The following is a 23,105-nucleotide window of genomic DNA, read 5'->3' on the forward strand; positions in this document are numbered from 1 at the left end:
TTTTTGTAAAAAACGCCCGCAAGGTTGCGGGCTAAATAATCACAGATGCATTACACACAAAGCGAGTTACAGGCAAACCCTGCTAATCACTTTTTACTGACGATGCTACTGAACACTTAATCGGTACTTTGATATCAAGTGAACGGACTGACCTTCATCAGTAAAATTAGGGTAACTGAAAATTACACCATTAACTATTTATGATTGAAAAGTGATTTAATATTCACGTGGATACACTGAATAATTTAGGTGTGATCACACTATTTTGACCATGAATAGCGCTAATCGCGAACAATATCTGCAAATTGAGGTTGGCATAATTTCACTAAGTCATTCAGTGCTAACGCTATCCCAGCATACGCTGAGCCACTGCTGATGGTTACCAGCGTGTGTTGCATTAATGAATAATCAAAAATAATCGGCAGCGATAGGCTCAAGCATAATGGAGTGACGGTCCCTATCGTATAGCCTGTTAACGCTTCAACTTGAGATCGGTCGACACAAGTCATTCTTCGCCAATCCAATATTTTGCGAACTAGCTTAGGATCGACAGAGCGATCACCTGGTACACAAGCTAAAGCTAAGCGGTTACTCATGTCGCGCAATAAAAGACATTTGACCATTTGACTAGGATGGATGCCGCGCTGACGTGCGGTATCTTCGATGCTGATTGCGGCTGACTGATGGTGCAGTAGCTGATGATCGATTCCTTGTTGCTCTAGATAGCGGATGATTGGGGTTGAAAGTGGTTTAAGCATTATCCAGTGAATAAGGTAAAGGTTGCAGTGTCCAACGTGTCTCTGGCTGAGACTTGATGCGTAACAGAGTATCAGCTTCTAGGTTATTAGGCAGAACGATAAGCCCGATGGCACGCTGATCAGTAAAGGTGTAATGAGCCATGAGCACTCCAGCGCTACGCCAGTTATCACCAACTGCTCGCTCTAATTCTATGCTTTGATTGGCGTTTAATGGCTGATGGATATCACCGGCGACCAGACATAAAGCCCGTTTGTTGATCCCACGATATTTGGCTCGTGCTACGGTTTCTTGCCCGGTATAGCAACCTTTATTAAAACTGATGCCACCTAAAGCCTGTAAGTTTAACGCTTGCGGGATATGTTCATTTTGCTGGTCTTGAGTGACGATCGGCAGTGCTTCTTGAATCTCAAAACGAGTCCAGATCTCTGAGTTGACCCGTTGGGCCGGCATGCTTTCCAGTAAGGCTTCTACAGAATCCGGCTTAACTAACAGTAACCAACGTTGAGCACTGATTTTTACCGCTGTGCCTTGCTCTAAAACGCGTACGTCATCGCGACAATCATTGAATTGGTTGAGCCACAGCTCAGCTTGTTTCCCGATCAGGCCTAAAGCGACATCTTGGCTTTGGTCGATGGTCACTTTAGAAAAAATCGCGTACTTTTTGAGTTCTCGTAATTCGACGTCAACCGCTGAAGCGGGTTGGAACATGGCGTAGCCATCTCGATGATGAAATAAACGAAAAGCGCTCCATACTTTGCCTTTCGCGTCGCAGTGGGCGCCGTAAACCATTTGTTGTGCAGGTAATGCAACCACATTACAGGTGAGCTGTCCTTGTAAGTAAGGTTTACTGTCGATGCCTGAAACGTAGATTGCGGCCCATTGTTCGAGATGGGTCACCATCAATTCAGGCAATCGATCGTTGGCGGTCACTAAAAGAGGGGTAAATGTATTTTTCCAGCTCATATCCTTCACCTAACTGAAATGATTTTCACTATGTTAATCTGGATCAAGTTTTTTGTCAGCTTGAATAGGGACTGTGACTAAGCTACTAGTTGTATTGAGGGTTGCTTGTTACACTTGCTGAAAATCTACCTAAGGTGAGGAAAGTCGATGTACACTACGCAAGAGAAAGCACGAGTGAAATGGGCATGCCGTCGTGGCATGTTAGAGCTTGATGTGGTTGTCATGCCCTTTTTCGAGGAATGTTTTGAAGCCTTGAGTGAATCAGAACAGCAAGATTTTGTCTCTTTACTTGAGTGCGATGATCCGGATCTTTTTACTTGGATCATGGGGCATGGTCGCTCAGAAAATCTCGGTCACGCTGCCATGGTAGACAAGATTGTCGCTTATAATCTCAGCAAAGTCCGTTAAGCTTGCTTTAACTCCTTCCCTGTTTGCCCATATTACCGCGTGGTGTCTGTTGATACTGCTGATATGGGCATTATTAATTTCACCCATCCCTCTCGTGGCCGCAGTGGTTATTCTGTGTTATTGGTTAAAGACGCCTTTATTAGATTGGCTGCCAGTCACCTTGTCAGAAGAGATCGAGATTGATTTTTCCGGACGGCTGCGATGGGCAGACCAAGAGTTTTCCTACCAAGGTGTATCGTTATTATATCGAGGATTATTCATTCGTTTTTATGGTCGACAGCGATCAGTACTCTTATGGCGAGATAGCTGTTCTGAAACGGATTATCGTCAGTTGCTGGGGCGCTTAAAACGGGAGCACTCAGGCTCCCGTTGATGCTATCATCTTGGTGAGAGAATGGTTGGGCCACTCTTTTCTAGTGGTTGCGGATAGTCTAACGTGTAGTGTAACCCTCGGCTCTCTTTGCGTTGCATCGCACAGCGGACCATAAGCTCTGCGACCTGCAATAAGTTACGCAGCTCAAGGAGGTTATTGGATACTCGGAAATGACTGTAGTATTCATGGGTTTCTTGCTGCAATAACTGAATGCGTCGTAAAGCTCGTGCTAAGCGTTTATCGGTACGAACAATGCCCATGTAATCCCACATAAATAGACGGAGTTCATGCCAATTGTGTTGAATGACGACTTCTTCATCCGAGCAAGTCACTTTACTTTCATCCCAATGAGGCAGTGACGGCGGCATCTGGGCTTGAGGATGCTGACGTAAAATATCCTGCGCCGCAGACCAAGCATAAACCACACACTCTAACAAAGAGTTAGACGCCATGCGGTTGGCACCATGCAAACCGGTATAACTGACTTCACCAATCGCATACAACTGTTTAAGATCGGTTTGGCCCTGTTGATTGATAACCACACCACCACAGGTGTAATGAGCCGCTGGGACAATCGGGATCGGTTCTTTGGTCATATCAATGCCCAAATCCATCAGTCGACTATGTATGGTTGGAAAATGCTTCTCTATAAACTCAGCAGGCTTATGGCTGATGTCAAGATACATACAATCAGCGCCTAAGCGTTTCATCTCATAGTCGATGGCTCGAGCGACGATATCCCGTGGGGCTAGTTCGGCCCGCGGATCAAAATCGGTCATAAAGCGGCTGCCATCGGGGCGACGTAAATAAGCGCCTTCACCGCGCAGTGCTTCGGTAAGCAGGAAATTACGAGCCTCTGGATGATACAAACACGTCGGATGAAATTGGTTAAATTCCAGATTGGCGACTCGGCAACCTGCGCGCCATGCCATTGCGATACCATCTCCCGAAGAGACGTCTGGATTTGAGGTGTATTGATATACCTTTGATGCTCCGCCGGTCGCGAGCACAACAAATTTAGCTCGAATCGTCTCAACGTGTTCATCGTTACGATTCCAGACATAAGCCCCGACCACTTTATCCGCATCGCCACCAATTTTATCTTCGGTGATCAAATCGAGCGCATTGTAGCGCTCAAACAGGCGAATATTAGGATGATGGAGAATATTATCTTGCAGCGAGGTTTGCATCGCCATGCCGGTGGCGTCAGCGGCGTGCAAAATACGTCGATGGCTATGACCACCTTCACGGGTTAAATGGTAACGTGGCTGCCCCGCGGGATCGTTCTCTTCTCTATCAAAAGGAACGCCGCCATCGATAAGCCACTGAACACACGCTTTGGCATGCTCGGCGATAAATTGTACCGTCTCTTGGTCGCAGATCCCTGCGCCAGCGATCAGCGTGTCTTGCACATGAGATTCGATACTATCGGATTCGTCAAACACCGCCGCAATACCGCCTTGTGCGTAATAGGTCGCCCCTTCACTACGAGGTCCTTTGCTCAATACAATTACATGACAGTGCTCGGCTACTTGCAGCGCTAAAGATAAGCCTGCCGCGCCACTACCTACTATCAATACGTCGCATTGATGTTCTCGAGAGTCGTTCATAAGATGGTTTACTTCCTGAATTTTAAGTGGAACACGCCCACTTGAAATTAAACTAAAGCTGACAAGGTATTTACTTGTTGTAAACGTGACTAACCTTTAAGATCTTTATACCTTGCTGCCTATACCTCAAGTAATCTAACTTAGGTATCCGTTGTTCATTACAGCATAATGCGCAGCGTAAAGGAAAATTTTACCTGGCATTGAACTTTCTGTGTGTAATTGAGTCACAATAGTGCTCATGTAAGCAGTGGTGTCAAGCAAGCATTCTGCATAATTAGAGCCCATATCTGAGAAGGTAGGGGGATAACAATAGGAGTAACCGCTCGAATGAACGAGCAGCTGACCGATCAAGTGTTGATTGAGCGAGTTCAGAACGGAGATAAGCAGGCATTTAATCTTTTGGTGTTGAGATACCAAAATAAGGTGTGCAATCTTATTTCGCGGTATGTGAGCAACGCTGGAGACGTGCCCGATGTCGCACAAGAAGCGTTTATTAAAGCGTATCGTGCGATTCCGACGTTTCGCGGTGAGAGTGCGTTTTATACTTGGTTATATCGCATTGCTGTCAATACTGCGAAAAATCATATCGTCGCTCAAAGCCGCCGGCCACCCGCGAATGATATTGATGCTGAAGACGCTGAATTTTACGAAACTAATAATGCATTAAAAGAAATATCGAACCCTGAAAACATTACGCTGTCCAAAGAGTTGAAGCAGGCGGTGTTTAATGCGATAGAGGCGTTGCCTGAAGATTTAAAAACTGCGATGACGTTGCGAGAGCTGGAAGGTTTAAGCTACGAAGAGATCGCCGAAGTCATGGATTGCCCCGTTGGTACGGTGCGTTCTCGTATCTTCCGTGCTCGTGAAGCGGTTGAAAAGCGGATTAAACCGCTTTTGTAACCGATAATGAGCAATAAACATGGTGAAAATAATGGCTGACAAAGAAAAGCTTTCAGCGCTTATGGATGGCGAAGTGGTCGATAAATCGTTGTTACAAACGATCGCTCACGATGATGAAAGTCTCGATACGTGGAAAAACTACCACTTGATCGGTGATGTCATGCGTGGCGATGCCCCCGTGAGTTCAGAATGGAATATTGCTGGAAGAGTCGCTTTCGCTCTAGAAAATGAACCAGCTCATACTCGGTTAAGCGCCGTCACAACAAGTGAATCTGCTGAGCCTCGACTTGAGGAGCAGCCTTCAGCGCAAAAAGCTCGTCGTCAGTTGCCTGCTTGGCTTAGTCAGCTTGGACAAGTGGCGATTGCGGCCAGTGTGTCGTTAGCGGTGATTATTGGTGTTCAGCAATACGGTGGCAGCGATACTGTTGGCGCGCAAGATGATCAAATTCCGGTTTTACAGACAATCCCATTTTCAGGCAGCGCTGAGCCAGTGAGTTTGACGCGTGATTCCGTCAATCGACACTCCAGTAATGAAGCCAGCATGCAAGAGCAGCGTCGGCGAATTAATGCGTTACTGCAAGATTACGAACTACAGCTAAGATTAAACAGTGATAATCTAGCCCCTCACACTCACCTAACTGAACCGGTAGTGGAATGAAAAAAATCCTGATCAGTGTGCTGGCACTGTTCAGTTTGCATGTAACTCAGGCCTTTGCAGAGGAATTATCTGCGGAGGCTTTGTTACATCAGATGAACGACGCAAGTCAGCATCTTAATTATGAACTCTCTTATATTCTGCTGAAGAAAAACAGCATTGAGCCTTTGCTGTATCGTCACGCACGGCAAGATGACCAACAGTTTGCACATTTAATTTATCTGAGCGGTCCTGTACGAGAAGTGATTCGCCGTGGTAACGAAGTCAGCTACATCGAACCCGGTGTTGAGCCTTTTACGATTGAATCTGGCACTATGGTCGCGCCAACCATTCCGATGCTCAACAGTGATGTCGCTAAGCTTGGTCAATACTACGATTTTGTTAAGATGGGACGCGCTCGTGAAGCAGGGGCGGCCTGCCAAGTATTACGGATTGTTCCTAAAGATGGTTTGCGCTATTCCTATGTATTGTGGATAGATGAGCACAGTTCGCTGCCTTTACGTGCCGATTTAGTCGATCGTGATGGAGAAGTGCTTGAGCAGTACCGCACTATTTCTTATTCAATTAATGATCAATTAGCTACGCTGATGTCTGGACTGAATAAGGTTCAACTGCCTGAAGTGTTGTCATTGCCTAAAGGTAATATTCAGCAAACTTTTTGGACCGTGGGTTGGAAGCCTGATGGGTTTCAACCTCTTGAGCTAAATCGCTATCGGATGGCGATGACAGAGCGTTTAGTCGAGAGCCAGATGTTTTCCGACGGTCTGTTTAATTTTTCTGTGTATGTCTCTGTTCGTGATGACCATTCGCTCAAAGGCCAGTTGGTTCGGCAAGGTCGACGTACCTTACACAGTGTGATTAATGGCGATAACGAAATTTCCGTGGTCGGTGATATTCCTCCAGCAACTGCGCAGCGTATTGCTCAATCGATCACGTTTAGTCGTACTGAGGTCTCACCATGATGACCGCGCTAGCCACCGTGACTGAGGTAAAGCCCCAACCCAGTGGTTATCTCGTTGCGTTGAGTTGTGATCAGCAAACCAGCTGTAACCAATGTGCTTCGGTTAAAAGCTGTGGAACAGGTATTGTCTCAAAAGCGATAGGCAATAAAGCCTTATTTTGGCGCTTAGTGACCGATAAACCAGTCACCATCGGACAAATCGTCGAGATTGGTTTACCCGAAAAAAGCCTGCTGCAGTCGGCAGCCTTGGTCTACTTAGTCCCACTATTGATGATGATTGTGGGAGCGGTATTGGGAGAACTGTGGTTTGCGTCATTGTTAGGGGCATCGGAAGGCATCGTGATTGCTTGTGCGCTACTGTTTATGGGCTTAGGCGTTGTGATTGCAAAATATTTTTCTACTCAGTTAGAAAATGACTCATCACAGCAGGTGATCTTGCTGCGTGTCCTTGGTGAGCCGATCGCCTAAATTATGGTGCGAAGCCTAGCGAAATTGGGTAGAATCGGCCAACTTAAATGAAATGCCACTTCGGTGGCGTTTCTTATTCCCTAATCAGCAAAGAGTTTAGTCATCCCAAGCCTATGAAGCACATTCGTAACTTTTCGATCATCGCCCATATTGACCATGGTAAATCGACGTTATCTGACCGATTAATCCAAGTTTGTGGCGGATTAACCTCGCGTGAAATGTCAGAGCAAGTTCTTGATTCCATGGATCTTGAGCGTGAACGTGGTATCACCATCAAAGCGCAGAGTGTGACACTCGATTATCTCGCTAAAGATGGCCAAACCTATCAGCTTAACTTTATTGATACTCCGGGACACGTTGACTTCTCTTATGAAGTATCGCGCTCCCTTGCCGCTTGTGAAGGTGCCCTGTTGGTGGTGGATGCTGGTCAAGGGGTTGAAGCTCAAACCTTGGCTAACTGTTACACGGCCATTGAAATGGATCTCGAAGTGGTGCCGATCCTTAATAAAATCGATCTACCAGCGGCTGAGCCTGAGCGGGTTGCGGAAGAGATCGAAGACATTGTCGGGATTGATGCGATCGATGCCGTTCGTTGTTCCGCTAAAACCGGTTTAGGTGTCGATGATGTATTAGAGAAAATTGTTTCTCAAATACCGTCACCAGAAGGGGACCCTGAGGCACCCTTACAGGCGTTGATCATTGACTCTTGGTTTGATAACTACCTTGGTGTGGTTTCTTTAGTGCGTATCAAAAATGGCAGCTTGAAGAAAAACGACAAGATCAAAGTCATGAGCACTGGCCAAATCTGGGGCGTGGATCGAATTGGTATCTTTACTCCAAAACAGGTGGATACCAACGGATTGGGTTGTGGTGAAGTAGGCTGGGTCGTCTGTGGCATTAAAGATATTTTAGGTGCTCCTGTTGGTGATACATTAACGCTCGCCAAGAATGGCAGTGAAAAGCCATTACCGGGTTTTAAGAAAGTAAAACCACAAGTCTACGCAGGACTTTTCCCTGTTTCATCGGATGATTATGAAAACTTCCGTGATGCTTTGGGTAAATTGAGCCTCAATGATGCGTCACTGTTTTATGAACCAGAAACGTCTGCGGCGCTAGGGTTTGGTTTCCGTTGTGGCTTCTTAGGAATGCTGCACATGGAGATCATCCAAGAGCGTTTAGAACGTGAGTACGATCTGGACTTGATCACGACGGCACCAACCGTTGTCTATGAAGTGCTTAAAACTGATAAAGAGACACTCTACGTTGATAGTCCGGCGAAATTACCAGCGATCAATGACATAGAAGAAATTCGTGAACCGATTGCGCGTTGTAATATCTTAGTGCCATCGGATTACCTAGGTAGTGTGATCACCTTATGTATTGAAAAACGCGGTACTCAGGTGGATATGATTTATCATGGTAATCAAGTGGCGTTGACCTACGATATTCCTATGGCAGAAGTGGTTTTAGACTTCTTTGACCGTTTGAAATCGACATCACGTGGTTATGCATCACTGGATTATGGTTTCCAACGTTTTGAAGAATCGAGCATGGTTCGAGTCGATGTACTCCTTAACGGAGAGAAAGTCGATGCGTTGGCAATTATCACCCATAAAGATCTTGCTCAAAATCGTGGTCGTCAGTTGGTCGAGAAAATGAAAGAGTTCATTCCTCGTCAGATGTTTGATATCGCAATTCAAGCGGCGATTGGCAACCATATTATTGCCCGTTCAACGGTTAAGCAGTTACGTAAAAACGTATTAGCGAAATGTTACGGTGGTGATATTAGCCGTAAGAAAAAACTGTTGAAGAAGCAGAAAGAAGGTAAGAAACGCATGAAGCAGATTGGTAACGTAGAGTTACCACAAGAAGCGTTCTTGGCTATCTTGCACGTAGGTAAAGATTAATCTTTTACTCGTGCGTTCAGCATTTGCTCTCAAGTGAAAGGGTCTTGGCCCTTTCACTTTCGTATTTTTAGATAAGGGAAGTCAATGGCGAATACATTTTCACTCATTTTGGTGATCGTTACTCTCGTGACCGGGATCATCTGGGCGTTGGAAAAGTGGCTGTGGTCAAAAAAACGTCTACAAAAACAAGCTCAAGTGCAGAACGAAACCAATGGGATTGATGCGGCAGTGGTTAGCAAAATCGCGCCACAACCTTGGTGGGTAGAAAATGCGGTCTCGATTTTTCCAGTGATCGCTTTTGTCTTAGTATTACGCTCGTTTATTTTTGAACCATTTCAAATCCCATCCGGCTCGATGATGCCAACGTTATTGGTTGGGGATTTTATTCTGGTTGAAAAATACGCCTATGGTCTTAAAGATCCTGTATGGCGCACACAATTAGTGGAAACTGGCAAGCCTGAGCGCGGCGATGTGGTGGTATTTAAATACCCACCTAACCCAAGTATTGACTATATTAAGCGTGTGGTTGGCATGCCGGGCGATATTGTTCGCTACAGCCCTACGAAAGAGATTTGCATTCAGACTCAACAAGATTCCCGTTGCCAAACGGTGAAATTATCTAATGTGCTTGAAAGCGAATTTGTACAGAATAATATTCCATTAATGCAGATGGATGAACAGCTGGGCCAGCAGGCACACAGTATTTTAGTTAACCCGTTACGGATGGATAATATTCGAGATTATCAACCTCGCGCGGGTGTTAATGAGTGGATTGTTCCACAAGGGCACTATTTTGTGATGGGTGATAACCGTGACAATAGTGCTGACAGCCGTTTTTGGGGCTTTGTACCAGAAGAAAACTTAGTGGGTAAAGCCGTTGCTATTTGGATCAGTTTTGAATTTGAACGATCTGCAGATAGCATCTTGCCAGCTTGGATCCCAACCGGAGTGCGATTTAATCGTATAGGTGGCATTAATTAGGTCAGCATTTCGCTGACCCGTAACACATCGAGAGAGCATGAATTCTCCAATTAGTAGATTAGAACCCAAACTCGGTTATCAATTTAATGATCCCGAGTTTATGGAATTGGCGCTTACCCATCGTAGCGCCAATGGTAAACACAATGAACGTCTTGAGTTTCTGGGCGATTCAATTTTAAGTTTTGTCATTGCTGACGAATTATATCGTCGCTTTCCTAAGATCAATGAAGGTGATATGAGCCGCATGCGTGCCACACTCGTACGCGGAAATACCCTTGCGGAGTTAGGCCGAGAATTTGGCTTGGGAGATTACTTAAAATTAGGTCCAGGTGAACTGAAAAGCGGCGGTTTTCGTCGTGATTCAATTTTAGCTGATGCCGTAGAAGCGATTATCGGTGCGATTTATCTGGATAGTGATATCGAGATGGTGCGCGGGATTATCTTAAATTGGTATCAGCCGAGATTAGATGCCATCAAACCCGGCGTATCGCAAAAAGATCCTAAAACGCGTTTACAAGAGTTTTTACAAGGTAAACGTAGCCCGCTCCCTATCTATATTGTGACTAATATTAAAGGGGAAGCACACAACCAAGAGTTTACGGTATCGTGTGATGTTGCTGGCATTGCCACACCCGTTATAGGTAAAGGCACTAGCCGACGTAAAGCCGAACAAGCAGCGGCTGAAACCGCTCTGGAGCAATTAAACCATGGCTGATAAAGAATTCGATATTGATGCGTACTTTTCATCAGATCAACAACCGAGCTCATCACCGGATAACCAACACTGTGGTTTTATCGCTATTGTTGGTCGCCCTAACGTTGGTAAATCGACGCTGTTAAATAATATTCTTGGGCAAAAAATTTCCATTACCTCACGTAAACCACAGACCACTCGCCATCGTATTATGGGTGTAGACACCAAGGGCGATTATCAAGCGGTTTATGTTGATACTCCCGGGCTGCATATTGAAGAAAAGCGGGCGATCAACCGTTTAATGAATCGTGCCGCCAGTAGCTCACTCAGTGATGTCAATTTAGTACTGTTTGTGGTGGATGGGACGCACTGGACTGCCGATGATGAGATGGTGCTCAATAAACTGCGTCAAGCCAATTTTCCGGTCGTGCTGTGCATCAATAAGGTCGATAACGTCAAAGATCGTAACGATGTGATGCGACACATGCAGGATCTTTCCAGCTTGATGAACTTTGTCGATATTGTGCCTATTTCGGCTAAGTTGGGGAAAAATATTGATGTGCTCCATCAGCATGTTCGTCATCATTTACCGAAAGCAACGCACCATTTCCCTGAAGAGTATGTGACCGATCGTTCACAGCGTTTTATGGCTTCGGAAATTATCCGCGAGAAATTAATGCGTTTTACGGGGGAGGAATTACCTTACTCGGTTACCGTAGAGATTGAGCGTTTTGATTACAACCCAGAAACCGATGGTTTCCATATTAATGCCCTGATTTTGGTCGAACGGATTGGCCAGAAAAAAATGGTCATTGGTAAAAAGGGTGAGAAAATCAAAACCATTGGTCGTGAAGCCCGCCTCGATATGGAAGAGTTGTTTGGACGTAAAGTCTATTTAGAAACGTGGGTCAAAGTGAAATCTGGTTGGGCTGATGATGAGCGAGCTTTACGTTCATTAGGCTATATTGACGATTTATAAATCGTTTCTGGTGGGTTAAACGGCGCACCAGAAGATGATCCACAATGAGCTTAACAAATAAGACAGAGTCGCTTTATGCGGCTCTTTGCATCGTACATTTGGCCTTCTACGCTGTACTTTGATTGGAGTGGTTGGTGTCGTTATGATTGATGGTTTTCAGCGTTGCTTTGTCCTTAATCGCCGTCCTTATAGCGAATCAAGCTTAATTTTAGATGTATTTAGTGAAGAGTATGGTCGATTAACGTTGATGGCGAAGGGGGCTCGTGGCAAGCGCTCTCAGCTTAAAGGCGCTTTACAGCCGTTTACTCCACTATTGCTGAAATGGTCTGGCAACAGCACTATGAAGACATTACGTCAGGCTGAGTCGATAAGCTTAGGTCTTCCTTTAAGTGGCATCAGTCTCTACTCGGCGATGTACGTCAATGAATTGGTTGGCCGGGTCTTAGCGAATGACGTTCCCAGTCCCGCACTATTTCATGATTATTTGTTTGCGCTGACTGAGTTAGCGCAAAGTGATAATCCTGAGCCAGCCTTGCGTCGTTTCGAACTGGCATTATTGTCCTCTCTTGGCTATGGCGTTGATTTTTTACATTGTGCGGGCACCGGTGAGCCAATCACTCCGACGATGACCTATCGTTATCGTGAACAAAAAGGCTTTATTGCATCGGTAAGACGCGATAATTTAACCTTTTATGGCGATGAGCTGATTGCGATCAGTGAGCGACGCTTTACCACCAAAAATCAATTGCAAGCCGCAAAGCGCTTTACACGTATCGCCTTAAAGCCGTATCTTGGCGGCAAACCTTTAAAAAGTCGGGAGTTATTCCGACCCACAACGCTATCTAGAGCACGGAGTATAGAAACATGAGCTCAATTCTTTTAGGTGTCAATATTGACCACGTTGCCACGTTACGTAACGCGCGTGGTACCCGTTACCCTGATCCTGTGCATGCGGCAGAGATCGCTGAGCGAGCGGGAGCGGATGGCATTACCATTCACCTGCGAGAAGATCGTCGCCATATTCAAGACCGTGATGTGCGTATTTTGCGCGAAACCTTGCAAACGCGGATGAACCTTGAGATGGCGGTGACCGATGAGATGCTCGAAATCGCTTTAAACACTCAGCCTGAATTTGTTTGCTTGGTACCAGAAAAGCGTGAAGAGCTGACCACTGAAGGCGGTCTGGACGTACTAGGACAGTTAGAGAAAGTGAAAGCCGCGACCGAAAAATTGACCGCTGCAGGAATTAAAGTCTCTCTATTTATCGATGCCGATCGTGAGCAAATTGACGCCGCGAAAGCATGCGGTGCGCCTTTTATTGAATTGCACACTGGGCATTATGCAGAAGCCTCTAATGAGACAGAACAGCAAAATGAATTGAAAAAAATCGCGGCAGCAGCAGCCTACGCCAGCGATCTTGGTATTACGGTCAATGCCGGACATGGTTTGACGTACCACAACGTAGCGGCAATTGCTGCTATCCCTGAAATTTATGAGCTGAACATTGGTCATGCGATTGTAGGCCGAGCGGTGTTTGATGGTTTGAGTAAAGCGGTTGCAGATATGAAAGCCATCATGGATAACGTACGTCGTTAATCGTCGATGATTGTAGGCTTAGGCACAGACATTACTGAGATTGAACGCATTGAGAAGGTGCTTACCCGCAGTGGTAGTGCCTTTGCGGCGCGGATCCTCACCCCTGAAGAGCAGGTTAAATGTGCGGCTTTAAAACAGCCCGCGCGCTTTTTAGCCAAACGTTTTGCCGCCAAAGAAGCGGCGGCCAAAGCCTTAGGTACTGGGATCGCCAATGGTGTCACGTTCCATGATTTTCAAATTACCAATGATGCCCAAGGTAAACCTCATCTAATTCTGCATGGGCGAGCGAAGCAACTCGCCGAAGCCATGCAAGTCACATCCATTCATCTATCGCTTTCCGATGAGCGACATTATGCTGTCGCTACGGTGATTTTTGAGTCATTGGTGCCTTCGAATTAACCGCCTATCTCCACTACGCGTACTAGTGAAGGTATTGTGGCGCTTCGCTGAGTAGCTTCTCCATTTCATCTTGCAGTTCAAATAATTCTGGTTCGATATCACTGAGTTGGCTCCCTGAGCGCAACATGTGTTCCAAGGTTGCACAGATGGCTTTTAGTGATGGCGTACCGCTGTAAGAGCAGCTACCGTGTAGTTTATGGATATGATGCAGTAAATCGTCTAACGCATATTGATCATCTTGCTGTGCTTGATTCACCACTTGAATAACATCAGGAAGATAATTGACCAACAGTTGTAGCATCTCTTTAGCTAAGTCTTCTTTGCCTGCGGCTTGCTTTAAGGCCAGTGGCCAATCAATCACCATTGAAGAGGATAGATTGGCGGTAGAGTGGGGCGAGAGGATCGGCTCTGCTTGATGGTGGCTCAAGGGAAGTTTCTCTACACCATGAGTTAAGTGGGTTGGACTCCAGTGCACCAGTACTTGTTGTAAAATATGCTCTTCAATCGGTTTGGTTAGGTAATCGTCCATGCCCGCTTTTAGCAGCCGATCTCGCTCTCCGGCCATGGCGTGTGCGGTTACCGCAATAATCGGTGTGGTGGCATTGAGCGGTAACTGTTTAATTGCTTTACAAGCGCTAACCCCATCCATATGTGGCATCTGAATATCCATTAAAATGATATCAAAGGCGCGCAGCGTCGCTTGCTCCACTGCGCTTATTCCATCGCTGCAAGTGACCACCTGTGCAACCCTTTCCTGCAGTAGGGCGCTGATCAGTTTTAAGTTGGCTGGGTTGTCATCAACCGCCATCACGGTCAAGGGCAGTTTATCTATTTCACGCGGTTGCTCGATAGGCGTCGCTCGTGTCGGCTGATGAGCTAATAAGGTTTGCAATAGTTTGCGGCGTGACAACGGTTTAGTGACGCATTGTACCGGATAATGCTTCATCAGTTGGTCTGCCAATGCCAGCTCGGTACTTGGTGTACCAATAATGACATGTGGTGCAGATTGCAGTGCTTGTTGAATCCATTGCTCCACGATGGTGCTGTCGGTTTCTTTCGTTGGCGATAAATTCAGTAAAATATAATCGTAGTGTTCCGATTCTTCAGGCATCGATGAGCGATAGGTAACGCTTAACCCGGCTTGCACTAACTGCTGCTGAACAATAGAAGCGGCCTGCATATTAGGTTCAACAAGTAATAACTGTTTATCTAATAGCGCCTGCGGATCGACCCAATCACTGATTGGCATGGTTGTCGCAGGTAAACGCAGCGTAAACCAGAATGTCGAACCTTGATGCAGCCGGCTGGTTAAACTGATTTCGCCGCCCATTTGCCCGACTAACTTTTGCGTGATGACTAAGCCCAAACCTGTGCCACCGTAACGACGCGAAATGCTCGCATCCGCTTGACTAAAGGCTTGGAAGAGCTGGGCCTGCTGACGTTCTGAAATGCCGATTCCGGTGTCGCGGACCATAAACTGCAACTCAACCATATCATCCCGTTGTGAGCGCATTTCGACGCTGATATCAATGTTGCCACGTTCGGTAAACTTAATCGAGTTGCCGACTAAATTGGTTAAGACTTGTTGAATGCGCAGTGGATCGCCGACGAGGCCTAACGGGATCTTTGGATCAACTTTGAGCGTGATTTCTAAGCCTTTTTCATGGGCGCTGGTGGCCTGGAGATTAACCACTTCTTCTAAGGTTTCTTGAAATTCAAAAGGAATATTTTCCAGAGCGAGCTTACCCGCTTCGAGTTTTGAGAAATCAAGGATGTCATTAATGATGGTTAATAAGTTATTGGCTGATTTCTCAATGGTTTGTAGGTAGTCGGTTTGGCTGTTGGTTAACTGGGTTTTCAGCATTTGACGTGTAAAGCCGATCACCCCATTGAGCGGAGTACGCAGTTCGTGTGACATATTGGCTAAAAACTCAGATTTAATTCGAGCGGCTTCTTGAGCGCGTTTTTTGGCAATATCCAGTTCAACGTTTTGGATCTCCAATTGCTCAAGGGTTTCACGCAGATCTGAGGTGGCTTGATCAATACTGTGTTGCATTTCTACATGGTATTCGGATAGCGAGACCGCCATGGCATTGATGCCTTTACGTAGCGAGTCCAACTCACCATGCATTTTCCCTTCAATTCGAACATCTAAATGGCCGCGCCGAATGCGGTCAACCATGTTTTTCATATGGGTAATGGGACGGGTCACGTCGTGCATGAGGCGAACGGCGAAAACGCTAGAGAGCACTAAGCCCATAATTAATACTAAGCAGGCGGAGAAAATCTCTTGATATTGTTGTAAACGCAACGAGGAGAGATCTAATTCAATGGCAATATAACCCAGTACCGGTACCGATCGCGCGCTGTTGGTATTATCTTCGAGTAGGCGACTTTCTGCCAAAATCGGTGTACGGAGAATCAGGGTGTTATCATGTTGCTGAGCGCTGCCGAGGACGGGGATCGGTTGCTCTTTAGGGTACATCAAGCTTTCAAAGTTGGGATGAAAGTTGGAGGTAACAAATAACTCATGACGAGCATCAAACACTGCAATACTGCGTACTAATTTGGAATGTTTACGATGAGCATAACTAATGATCCGTCGTACCGATTCTCTACTTTGGTTTTTTAACGCTTCTTCGCTGGCAATCGCCAGTGGTTCAATGATACTTGCCCCAGAATTGAGAACCTGAATTTCCAAATCGTGGTAACGATTGAATGAGAATAAAGCGCTAAGCAGTAACCCAATAATTAAGGTTGGTGCTAAAGTCAGGGTAATAACACGCGCACGTAAGCCATATTTGGTCATTATTGTCTAAACATCGTGGTGTGGATATGGGAAAATAACCCGCATTACAGTGGCGAAGCTATTCAATAAGTCGCTATCGTGGTTGAGTCAGACGGCGGTTGTCTACCTACAACGCTAAGCCACTATAGCTTAATGCAAGAGTAATGGCTTCGACAATCTTCCCCACACAGAATAGTGATGCTGGGGCAAAAACCTTTTTATAAATCACACTTAGGCACAGAGCATGGCACGTTTTTTCCAAGCGAAGAAGAACACCTCGATTCAATCTAAACATCAGTCAGTCATGGTGACTAAGCTGGATCATCTTGGCGCGGGGATTGCGTATCAGCAAGACAAACCGATTTTTATTGATGGAGCTTTGCCTGGTGAAGAAGTTGTGATTCAAATCACTGAAAGTAAAAGTAAATTTTCGCGGGCAAAGCTTATCAAGGTGCTTGCCCCTAGTCCCGAACGCGTCGTGCCATTTTGCCAATATTATCAGCAGTGTGGCGGATGCGATTTACAGCACCTCTCTCGTGAAGCGCAAATTACTCATAAACAGCAAACTCTTAGCCATTTAATGAGTAAGTTCGCTAAGCAAGCGGTACCATTGTCAGCGTCGATCATTGATGAAGATAAAGCCTACCGTCGCCGAGCGCGACTCAGTTTATGGTGGGATAAAAAAACACGGCAATTGCAGGTTGGGTTTCGGCGTAAACAGAGTAAAAGTATTGTCAATGTGACGGATTGCCCAGTCCTTGAACCTCATCTTAATCAATGCTTAGCTGAGTTAAAACCTTTACTGAGTGGGTTTAAGCAGCCAGAACAACTGGGGCATGTTGAGTTGATCAAAGCCGATAATACCAGTGTGCTTTTATTGCGCCATTTAGCGCCGTTACCGAGTGCCGATAAGCAACGTTTGTCTGAATTCGCTCAGCGTCATCAATTGGCATTGTATTTGTTGACCGATGATCACCCGTTGGAGCATGTGCAAGGTGAAACGCCTTACTATCAAGAGACGGGAGTGACGATGCATTTTTTGCCCACTCACTTCATTCAGGTTAATCAATCCATCAACCAGCGCATGGTTGACCAAGCTATCGAATGGTTAGAGATTCAAGCCAATGACCGAGTGCTTGATCTCTTTTGTGGCTTAGGCAATTTTAGTTTACCGCTGGCACGCATTGCTCACTATGTGGTTGGGGTTGAAGGCGTCGATGAGATGGTTTCAGTGGCCAGTGAGAATGCTCATTTGAACCAGATCAATAATAGCGCCTTTTACCAAGCCAATTTGGAACAAGATATGACCAAGGCAACGTGGGCGGCTGAAAAGTTTGATAAAATACTGCTTGATCCGGCGCGAGCGGGCGCAGCAGGGATTGTTGAACAGTTGGGACAATTATCGGCTCAACGTATTGTTTATGTCTCGTGTAACCCCGCAACTTTAGCGCGTGATAGCCAAAGCTTACTCAATCAAGGTTATCATTTGGCGAAATTGGCTATGCTTGATATGTTTCCTCATACTAGTCATTTAGAATCGATGGCTCTGTTTGTAAAAAATCGGTAAGCGGCTGAACTTTCGGGAGCGAAAGTCAGTCGATACCCTAAAATCTAAAAATTAGGATTATCCCTATGGTTGCGGTTCGTAGCGCACATTTAAACCCAGACGAACAGTTTGAACTAGAAAAATGGATTGCTAGTTTGCAGCAAGATAGCAAAACGACGGCGAGACTGATGGAAGTCTATCGTCAGTGTGATCATTGGCTTGAGGGGCACTCTCAAGGTCCAATGTTGCTATGGCGTGGACGGGAAATGATCGAAATATTGATCACTTTGTCGATGGATAAACCCACCTTAGTGGCAGCGCTACTGTTTCCGATTGCCACCAGCGGTTTGTTGGATCAAGAAGAACTCGAAGAGCATTACGGCAAAGAGATCATCAAGTTGATTCATGGTGTTGAAGAGATGGCAGCGATTGGGCAACTCAATATCACCATGCAAGGCAGTGAAGCGTCGGCACAAGTTGATAATGTTCGCCGTATGTTGTTGGCGATGGTTGATGATTTTCGTTGTGTAGTCATTAAGTTAGCAGAACGAATTTGCAATTTACGTGAAGTAAAAGACCAGCCTGATGAAGTGCGTCGCGCCGCAGCTAAAGAGTGCGCCAATATCTATGCGCCACTAGCGAACCGTTTGGGGATTGGTCAGTTAAAATGGGAAATTGAAGATTACGCGTTTCGTTATCAACAACCAGATACTTATAAACAAATCGCTAAACAGCTCTCTGAGCGGCGTATTGTCCGTGAACAATACATCCGTGATTTCGTCAATGATCTTCGCCAAGAGATGCAAGCATTGAATATCAATGCTGAGGTGAGTGGTCGTCCTAAGCATATCTACAGCATTTGGCGCAAAATGCAGAAGAAAAACCTCGCGTTTGATGAGCTGTTTGATGTGCGCGCGGTGCGGATCATCGCTGATAAATTGCAAGACTGTTACGCCGCTTTAGGCATTGTGCATACTAAATATAAACACTTGCCGGGCGAATTTGACGACTATGTGGCCAATCCGAAACCTAATGGTTATCAGTCGATTCATACGGTGATTTTAGGCCCCGAAGGCAAAACCATTGAGATTCAGATCCGAACTAAGCAGATGCATGAAGAGTCTGAGCTTGGCGTTGCCGCGCACTGGAAATATAAAGAAGGCGCATCGACGGCTCGTAGTGGTTATGATGAAAAAATCACCTGGCTACGTAAGCTGCTTGATTGGCAAGAAGAGATGTCCGACTCAGGGGAAATGCTTGATGAACTGCGCAGTCAAGTCTTTGACGATCGGGTCTATGCCTTTACGCCGCGTGGTGACGTCGTCGATTTACCGATGGGCGCAACACCGCTCGATTTTGCTTACCATATTCACTCAGAAGTAGGTCATCGCTGCATTGGCGCTAAAGTGGCAGGGCGAATTGTGCCGTTTACCCATAAATTACACATGGGAGATCAGGTAGAAATTATTACCGCTAAAGAGCCTAATCCTTCTCGTGATTGGTTAAATCCATCACTGGGCTTTGTGCATTCTGGTCGGGCTCGAGCCAAAATCAACGCTTGGTTTCGTAAACAGAGCCGAGAGAAAAACCTCGAAGCGGGACGTGAAATTCTCGAAAACGAATTGGCAAAAATTGGCGCTAAGTTAAAAGATGCCGAAGCGTACGCGTTAAAGCGCTTTAATGTTAATAGCGCCGATGAGCTTTACGTTGGTGTTGGCAGTGGTGATCTGCGCATCAATCAAATTATTAATCATATCAATGCATTAGTGAATAAGCCCACCGCTGAAGAAGAAGATAAGATCGCCTTAGAAAAATTAGCCGGTGAAGTAAAAACGACCACCACTCAAACCACTCACAAGGATGCCGTCGTGGTGCAAGGGGTGGATAATTTAATGACCCATCTTGCTCGTTGCTGTCAGCCGATTCCTGGTGATGATATTCGCGGTTATATCACTCAAGGACGTGGTATTTCGGTACATCGTAGCGATTGCGAGCAGCTTGAAGAACTCAGTCACCATGCGCCTGAACGCATCATTGAAACGGTTTGGGGGCGAGGTTTTGTGGGAACTTATCGCTTGACGTTACGGATTGAAGCGATGGAACGCAGCGGGTTATTAAAAGACATCACCACATTACTGGCTAACGAGAAAGTGAAAGTGATCAGCATGAAAAACCGCAGTGATTATAAACGTCAATTAACGATCATGGACTTTGAGTTAGAGGTCAATAGTGTTGAAGTTCTACAGCGGATCATGAAGCGCACGGAGCAAATCAAAGACGTTATGCTCGTCAAACGATTGGGCTGAACCACGACCTACGCCGATCAGTGTGAGTGGCGATGGCGATGGCGCCATGTCGCTGATTAGCCCTTAATCAATAACGAGGTGCGATGATGCTCATTGGCCTCGTTATTACGTATCAGTAAAGAGAAAGTATGTCTCATCCTATTGTACAACTTGAACAGATTATGGCGCAGTTACGTGATAAAGAGCATGGCTGCCCATGGGATAAACAGCAAACCTTTGAAACGATTATTCCGCATACCATCGAAGAAACCTATGAAGTCGTCGATGCGATAGTCCAGCAAGATTGGCCTAACTTACAAGAAGAGCTCGGCGATTTATTGTTCCAAGTGATTTTTTATAGCCAGTTGGCTAAAGAGCAAGGATTATTCGAGTTTTCTGATGTGGTAGACACCGTCAATGAAAAGCTCACTCGCCGTCATCCGCACGTCTTTTCTGACGCAAAGTTTGCCGATGAGCAGCAACTGGCTGCCCATTGGCAGGCCGAAAAACATAAAGAAAAGCAGCAAGCAGGCAAAACAGAACAAAGTATTCTAGACTCAATACCACAAGCTTTACCGGCCTTGTCGCGGGCTAATAAAATCCAAAAGAAATGCGCTCAATTTGGTTTTGATTGGTCAAGTGTCGGCCCTGTGGCGGAGAAGGTGCAGGAAGAGTTGGATGAGGTGATGGCGGAAGTGCTGCAAGTGCCCGTCGATGAGCAAAAGGTAGAAGAAGAGCTTGGGGATTTACTGTTTGCGACGGTTAATCTGGTTCGTCATTTAGGTAAGGATCCTGAACTGGCCTTAAATAAAGCCAATCATAAGTTTGTACGCCGTTTTCAAGCCGTAGAGCAATTAGCATCATTAGCTGAGCAGCCACTAACCAGTTTGACATTAAACGAGTTAGATGCGTTATGGGAACAAGTAAAACGACAAGAGAAAAAGGTTCGTTGACTCTATGTATCGCATGGATCTTCTCACTGCGTCATTTTGAGCGAGTTAATCAACCGTGGTGAGCAAAGAAAAAGCACCGACTTCAATCTGTTTGATTTGAAGCAAAAAATAAAAAACTGAGTGTGATAGATTTCACGTTGTGGCGATAAATGGGTTCTGGTATAGTTTTATCCCGTCCAGAAGAAATCCATTTCCCTCATTCAACCAATTTCAGGTTAAACATGACAACAAATTATATTTTTGTTACTGGCGGGGTTGTATCCTCTCTAGGTAAAGGTATTGCAGCAGCATCGCTTGCGGCGATTTTAGAAGCTCGTGGTCTTAAAGTGACCATGATGAAGCTTGACCCTTACATCAACGTTGATCCGGGCACAATGAGCCCAACCCAACATGGTGAAGTGTTTGTCACGGAAGATGGCGCTGAAACTGACCTTGACCTTGGTCACTACGAACGTTTTATTCGTACCAAAATGACTAAGCGCAATAACTTTACTGCTGGTCGTGTTTATGCTGATGTATTGCGTAAAGAGCGTCGTGGTGATTACCTAGGTGCAACGATTCAGGTTATTCCTCATATTACCAATGCGATCAAAGATCGTGTTCTTGCTGGCTCTGAAGGCCATGAAATCGCGATTGTTGAAGTTGGTGGTACCGTCGGTGATATCGAGTCTTTACCTTTCATGGAAGCTATCCGTCAGTTAGCGATCGAAGTCGGTCGTGAGCGGGCGATGTTTATGCATCTGACGTTAGTGCCTTATCTTGCTGCCGCTGGTGAAGTAAAAACCAAACCAACCCAACATTCGGTTAAAGAGCTACTCTCGATTGGTATTCAACCTGATATTCTGGTTTGTCGTAGTGATCGAGTGATCCCTGCGAATGAGCGTAAGAAAATTGCTCTATTCTGTAATGTGCCTGAAAAAGCCGTTATCTCAATGAAGGATGTTGATTCGATCTACAAAATCCCTCAGCTTATCAAGTCACAAGGTTTAGATGACTTGGTATGTGCACGTTTTGGTATTACCGCTCCAGAAGCCGATCTTACCGAGTGGGAACGAGTCATTTATGAAGATGCTAACCCAACGGGTGAAGTGACGATTGGCATGGTCGGCAAATACATCGAGTTACCGGATGCGTATAAATCGGTTAACGAAGCACTGAAACACGCGGGCCTTAAAAACCGTTTAAGCGTGCATATCAAATACATCGATTCGCAAGATGTTGAAACCAAAGGTGTTGAAATCTTAGAAGGTGTTGACGCTATTTTGGTTCCAGGTGGCTTTGGTGATCGTGGTATTGAAGGTAAAATCCTTGCTGCTCAATATGCACGTGAAAATAATGTCCCTTATTTAGGTATCTGTCTAGGGATGCAAGTGGCGTTGATTGAATACGCACGTAATGTTGCGGGTATGGAAGGCGCGCATTCAACAGAATTTAACAAAGAAACCCCATTCCCTGTGGTAGGCTTAATTACCGAGTGGGTTGATGGTGAAGGTAACGTAGAAGAGCGTACCGAAAGTTCCGATTTGGGCGGCACCATGCGTTTAGGTTCGCAACTTTGCCACTTGACGAAAGGCACCAAAGCTTATGAGCTTTATGGTAGCGCGACGATTCATGAGCGTCATCGCCATCGTTACGAAGTGAATAACCATCTTCGTCCAAAAATTGAAAAAGCAGGCTTGAAAGTGTCTGGATTGTCAGCAGACAAGAAACTGGTGGAAGTGATTGAAAACCCAGCTCATCCATGGTTTGTTGCGGCTCAATTCCACCCAGAATTCACATCGACGCCTCGTGATGGTCATCCATTATTTGCAGGTTTTGTGAAAGCAGCCGGTCAGTTCCAACGCGGTGAATTAAAGTAAAAGGATATGGGTAGCGGCTTA

21 protein-coding genes are annotated in these 23,105 nt (G+C 45.7%); 17 read left to right on the top strand and 4 right to left on the bottom strand.

The annotated features are described in order from the left end of the window. Positions 1–281 precede the first annotated feature (281 nt). Positions 282–758: an aminoacyl-tRNA deacylase gene (locus FKN88_RS13460; protein ID WP_154170111.1), complete on the bottom strand. Its 477-nt coding sequence runs from the start codon at positions 756–758 to the stop codon at positions 282–284. Beyond that, positions 751–1,722, bottom strand: coding sequence for a tRNA-modifying protein YgfZ (gene ygfZ / locus FKN88_RS13465; RefSeq protein ID WP_154170113.1), 972 nt, complete (start codon positions 1,720–1,722; stop codon positions 751–753). The genes FKN88_RS13460 and ygfZ overlap by 8 nt, the downstream gene beginning before the upstream one ends. 147 nt (positions 1,723–1,869) lie before the next feature. Between ygfZ and FKN88_RS13470 the strand changes: the two genes are divergently transcribed. Further along, the gene (locus FKN88_RS13470; RefSeq protein WP_004394337.1) at positions 1,870–2,130 is read left to right on the top strand and encodes a succinate dehydrogenase assembly factor 2; all 261 of its coding nucleotides are present in this window, start codon (positions 1,870–1,872) and stop codon (positions 2,128–2,130) included. Beyond that, positions 2,099–2,503, top strand: a complete 405-nt coding sequence (locus tag FKN88_RS13475) for a protein YgfX (protein ID WP_154170115.1) — start codon at positions 2,099–2,101, stop codon at positions 2,501–2,503. The genes FKN88_RS13470 and FKN88_RS13475 overlap by 32 nt, the downstream gene beginning before the upstream one ends. A gap of 5 nt (positions 2,504–2,508) precedes the next feature. Here FKN88_RS13475 and nadB read toward each other — a convergent pair whose 3' ends face one another. After that, positions 2,509–4,113 carry an L-aspartate oxidase gene (gene nadB / locus FKN88_RS13480; protein WP_004394336.1) on the bottom strand — a complete coding sequence of 535 codons (1,605 nt, stop codon included), beginning with the start codon at positions 4,111–4,113 and terminating at the stop codon, positions 2,509–2,511. A gap of 327 nt (positions 4,114–4,440) precedes the next feature. On the opposite strand from nadB, the gene rpoE reads away from it, so the two are divergent. The 11 genes from rpoE to acpS all read left to right on the top strand — a co-directional run bounded on the left by rpoE (position 4,441) and on the right by acpS (position 13,653). Continuing rightward, the gene (gene rpoE / locus FKN88_RS13485; RefSeq protein ID WP_040903842.1) at positions 4,441–5,013 is read left to right on the top strand and encodes an RNA polymerase sigma factor RpoE; all 573 of its coding nucleotides are present in this window, start codon (positions 4,441–4,443) and stop codon (positions 5,011–5,013) included. Positions 5,014–5,044: 31 nt separating this feature from the next. After that, positions 5,045–5,671 carry a sigma-E factor negative regulatory protein gene (locus tag FKN88_RS13490; protein WP_306687544.1) on the top strand — a complete coding sequence of 209 codons (627 nt, stop codon included), beginning with the start codon at positions 5,045–5,047 and terminating at the stop codon, positions 5,669–5,671. Beyond that, positions 5,668–6,630 carry a sigma-E factor regulatory protein RseB gene (gene rseB / locus FKN88_RS13495; protein WP_154170117.1) on the top strand — a complete coding sequence of 321 codons (963 nt, stop codon included), beginning with the start codon at positions 5,668–5,670 and terminating at the stop codon, positions 6,628–6,630. Before FKN88_RS13490 ends, rseB begins: the two co-directional genes overlap by 4 nt. Beyond that, positions 6,627–7,097 carry a SoxR reducing system RseC family protein gene (locus FKN88_RS13500; protein ID WP_154170119.1) on the top strand — a complete coding sequence of 157 codons (471 nt, stop codon included), beginning with the start codon at positions 6,627–6,629 and terminating at the stop codon, positions 7,095–7,097. The genes rseB and FKN88_RS13500 overlap by 4 nt, the downstream gene beginning before the upstream one ends. A gap of 113 nt (positions 7,098–7,210) precedes the next feature. Next, positions 7,211–9,004 (top strand): translation elongation factor 4, encoded by a 1,794-nt coding sequence (gene lepA / locus FKN88_RS13505; RefSeq protein WP_154170735.1) that lies wholly within the window; start codon positions 7,211–7,213, stop codon positions 9,002–9,004. 84 nt (positions 9,005–9,088) lie between these two features. Further along, a complete protein-coding gene (gene lepB / locus FKN88_RS13510) occupies positions 9,089–9,985 on the top strand; it encodes a signal peptidase I (RefSeq protein WP_004394329.1) in 897 nt (298 codons plus the stop codon). 37 nt (positions 9,986–10,022) lie between these two features. Continuing rightward, the gene (rnc, locus tag FKN88_RS13515; protein WP_154170121.1) at positions 10,023–10,700 is read left to right on the top strand and encodes a ribonuclease III; all 678 of its coding nucleotides are present in this window, start codon (positions 10,023–10,025) and stop codon (positions 10,698–10,700) included. Then, complete coding sequence (gene era / locus FKN88_RS13520; protein WP_004394322.1) at positions 10,693–11,658, top strand: GTPase Era; 966 nt, start codon at positions 10,693–10,695, stop codon at positions 11,656–11,658. Before rnc ends, era begins: the two co-directional genes overlap by 8 nt. A gap of 142 nt (positions 11,659–11,800) precedes the next feature. Next, the gene (recO, locus tag FKN88_RS13525) at positions 11,801–12,526 is read left to right on the top strand and encodes a DNA repair protein RecO (protein WP_004394321.1); all 726 of its coding nucleotides are present in this window, start codon (positions 11,801–11,803) and stop codon (positions 12,524–12,526) included. Next, on the top strand, positions 12,523–13,254 hold the full coding sequence (gene pdxJ, locus FKN88_RS13530) for a pyridoxine 5'-phosphate synthase (RefSeq protein WP_154170123.1): 732 nt from the start codon (positions 12,523–12,525) through the stop codon (positions 13,252–13,254). The genes recO and pdxJ overlap by 4 nt, the downstream gene beginning before the upstream one ends. Before the next feature lie 6 nt (positions 13,255–13,260). Then, a complete protein-coding gene (gene acpS, locus FKN88_RS13535; protein WP_154170125.1) occupies positions 13,261–13,653 on the top strand; it encodes a holo-ACP synthase in 393 nt (130 codons plus the stop codon). A 22-nt stretch (positions 13,654–13,675) separates the two neighbouring features. Here the strand turns inward: acpS and barA are convergent, their stop codons facing one another. Next, a complete protein-coding gene (barA, locus tag FKN88_RS13540) occupies positions 13,676–16,462 on the bottom strand; it encodes a two-component sensor histidine kinase BarA (protein WP_306687546.1) in 2,787 nt (928 codons plus the stop codon). Positions 16,463–16,685: 223 nt separating this feature from the next. Here barA and rlmD point away from each other — a divergent pair, with 223 nt between their 5' ends. The 4 genes from rlmD to FKN88_RS13560 all read left to right on the top strand — a co-directional run bounded on the left by rlmD (position 16,686) and on the right by FKN88_RS13560 (position 23,084). Further along, a complete protein-coding gene (gene rlmD / locus FKN88_RS13545) occupies positions 16,686–18,008 on the top strand; it encodes a 23S rRNA (uracil(1939)-C(5))-methyltransferase RlmD (protein WP_306687547.1) in 1,323 nt (440 codons plus the stop codon). Positions 18,009–18,073: 65 nt separating this feature from the next. Continuing rightward, positions 18,074–20,293: a GTP diphosphokinase gene (relA, locus tag FKN88_RS13550; protein WP_004394308.1), complete on the top strand. Its 2,220-nt coding sequence runs from the start codon at positions 18,074–18,076 to the stop codon at positions 20,291–20,293. Between the two features lie 128 nt (positions 20,294–20,421). Further along, on the top strand, positions 20,422–21,225 hold the full coding sequence (mazG, locus tag FKN88_RS13555) for a nucleoside triphosphate pyrophosphohydrolase (RefSeq protein ID WP_154170132.1): 804 nt from the start codon (positions 20,422–20,424) through the stop codon (positions 21,223–21,225). A 221-nt stretch (positions 21,226–21,446) separates the two neighbouring features. After that, positions 21,447–23,084, top strand: coding sequence for a CTP synthase (locus tag FKN88_RS13560; RefSeq protein ID WP_154170134.1), 1,638 nt, complete (start codon positions 21,447–21,449; stop codon positions 23,082–23,084). Positions 23,085–23,105 lie beyond the last annotated feature (21 nt).

Origin of the sequence: Vibrio sp. 2017_1457_13, assembly GCF_030851525.1 — a bacterium.
GTDB lineage: Bacteria > Pseudomonadota > Gammaproteobacteria > Enterobacterales > Vibrionaceae > Vibrio > Vibrio metschnikovii.

What these genes read in the sequence shown, in the direction of transcription:
- ygfZ (WP_154170113.1), bottom strand. Translation starts at nt 1,722, where the DNA reads ATGAGCTGGAAAAATACATTTACCCCTCTTTTAGTGACCGCCAACGAT.
- FKN88_RS13560 (WP_154170134.1), top strand. Translation starts at nt 21,447, where the DNA reads ATGACAACAAATTATATTTTTGTTACTGGCGGGGTTGTATCCTCTCTA.
- acpS (WP_154170125.1), top strand. Translation starts at nt 13,261, where the DNA reads ATGATTGTAGGCTTAGGCACAGACATTACTGAGATTGAACGCATTGAG.
- FKN88_RS13500 (WP_154170119.1), top strand. Translation starts at nt 6,627, where the DNA reads ATGATGACCGCGCTAGCCACCGTGACTGAGGTAAAGCCCCAACCCAGT.
- relA (WP_004394308.1), top strand. Translation starts at nt 18,074, where the DNA reads ATGGTTGCGGTTCGTAGCGCACATTTAAACCCAGACGAACAGTTTGAA.
- pdxJ (WP_154170123.1), top strand. Translation starts at nt 12,523, where the DNA reads ATGAGCTCAATTCTTTTAGGTGTCAATATTGACCACGTTGCCACGTTA.
- FKN88_RS13490 (WP_306687544.1), top strand. Translation starts at nt 5,045, where the DNA reads ATGGCTGACAAAGAAAAGCTTTCAGCGCTTATGGATGGCGAAGTGGTC.
- era (WP_004394322.1), top strand. Translation starts at nt 10,693, where the DNA reads ATGGCTGATAAAGAATTCGATATTGATGCGTACTTTTCATCAGATCAA.
- FKN88_RS13460 (WP_154170111.1), bottom strand. Translation starts at nt 758, where the DNA reads ATGCTTAAACCACTTTCAACCCCAATCATCCGCTATCTAGAGCAACAA.
- barA (WP_306687546.1), bottom strand. Translation starts at nt 16,462, where the DNA reads ATGACCAAATATGGCTTACGTGCGCGTGTTATTACCCTGACTTTAGCA.
- lepB (WP_004394329.1), top strand. Translation starts at nt 9,089, where the DNA reads ATGGCGAATACATTTTCACTCATTTTGGTGATCGTTACTCTCGTGACC.
- nadB (WP_004394336.1), bottom strand. Translation starts at nt 4,113, where the DNA reads ATGAACGACTCTCGAGAACATCAATGCGACGTATTGATAGTAGGTAGT.
- rlmD (WP_306687547.1), top strand. Translation starts at nt 16,686, where the DNA reads ATGGCACGTTTTTTCCAAGCGAAGAAGAACACCTCGATTCAATCTAAA.
- rpoE (WP_040903842.1), top strand. Translation starts at nt 4,441, where the DNA reads ATGAACGAGCAGCTGACCGATCAAGTGTTGATTGAGCGAGTTCAGAAC.
- mazG (WP_154170132.1), top strand. Translation starts at nt 20,422, where the DNA reads ATGTCTCATCCTATTGTACAACTTGAACAGATTATGGCGCAGTTACGT.
- rseB (WP_154170117.1), top strand. Translation starts at nt 5,668, where the DNA reads ATGAAAAAAATCCTGATCAGTGTGCTGGCACTGTTCAGTTTGCATGTA.
- recO (WP_004394321.1), top strand. Translation starts at nt 11,801, where the DNA reads ATGATTGATGGTTTTCAGCGTTGCTTTGTCCTTAATCGCCGTCCTTAT.
- rnc (WP_154170121.1), top strand. Translation starts at nt 10,023, where the DNA reads ATGAATTCTCCAATTAGTAGATTAGAACCCAAACTCGGTTATCAATTT.
- FKN88_RS13470 (WP_004394337.1), top strand. Translation starts at nt 1,870, where the DNA reads ATGTACACTACGCAAGAGAAAGCACGAGTGAAATGGGCATGCCGTCGT.
- lepA (WP_154170735.1), top strand. Translation starts at nt 7,211, where the DNA reads ATGAAGCACATTCGTAACTTTTCGATCATCGCCCATATTGACCATGGT.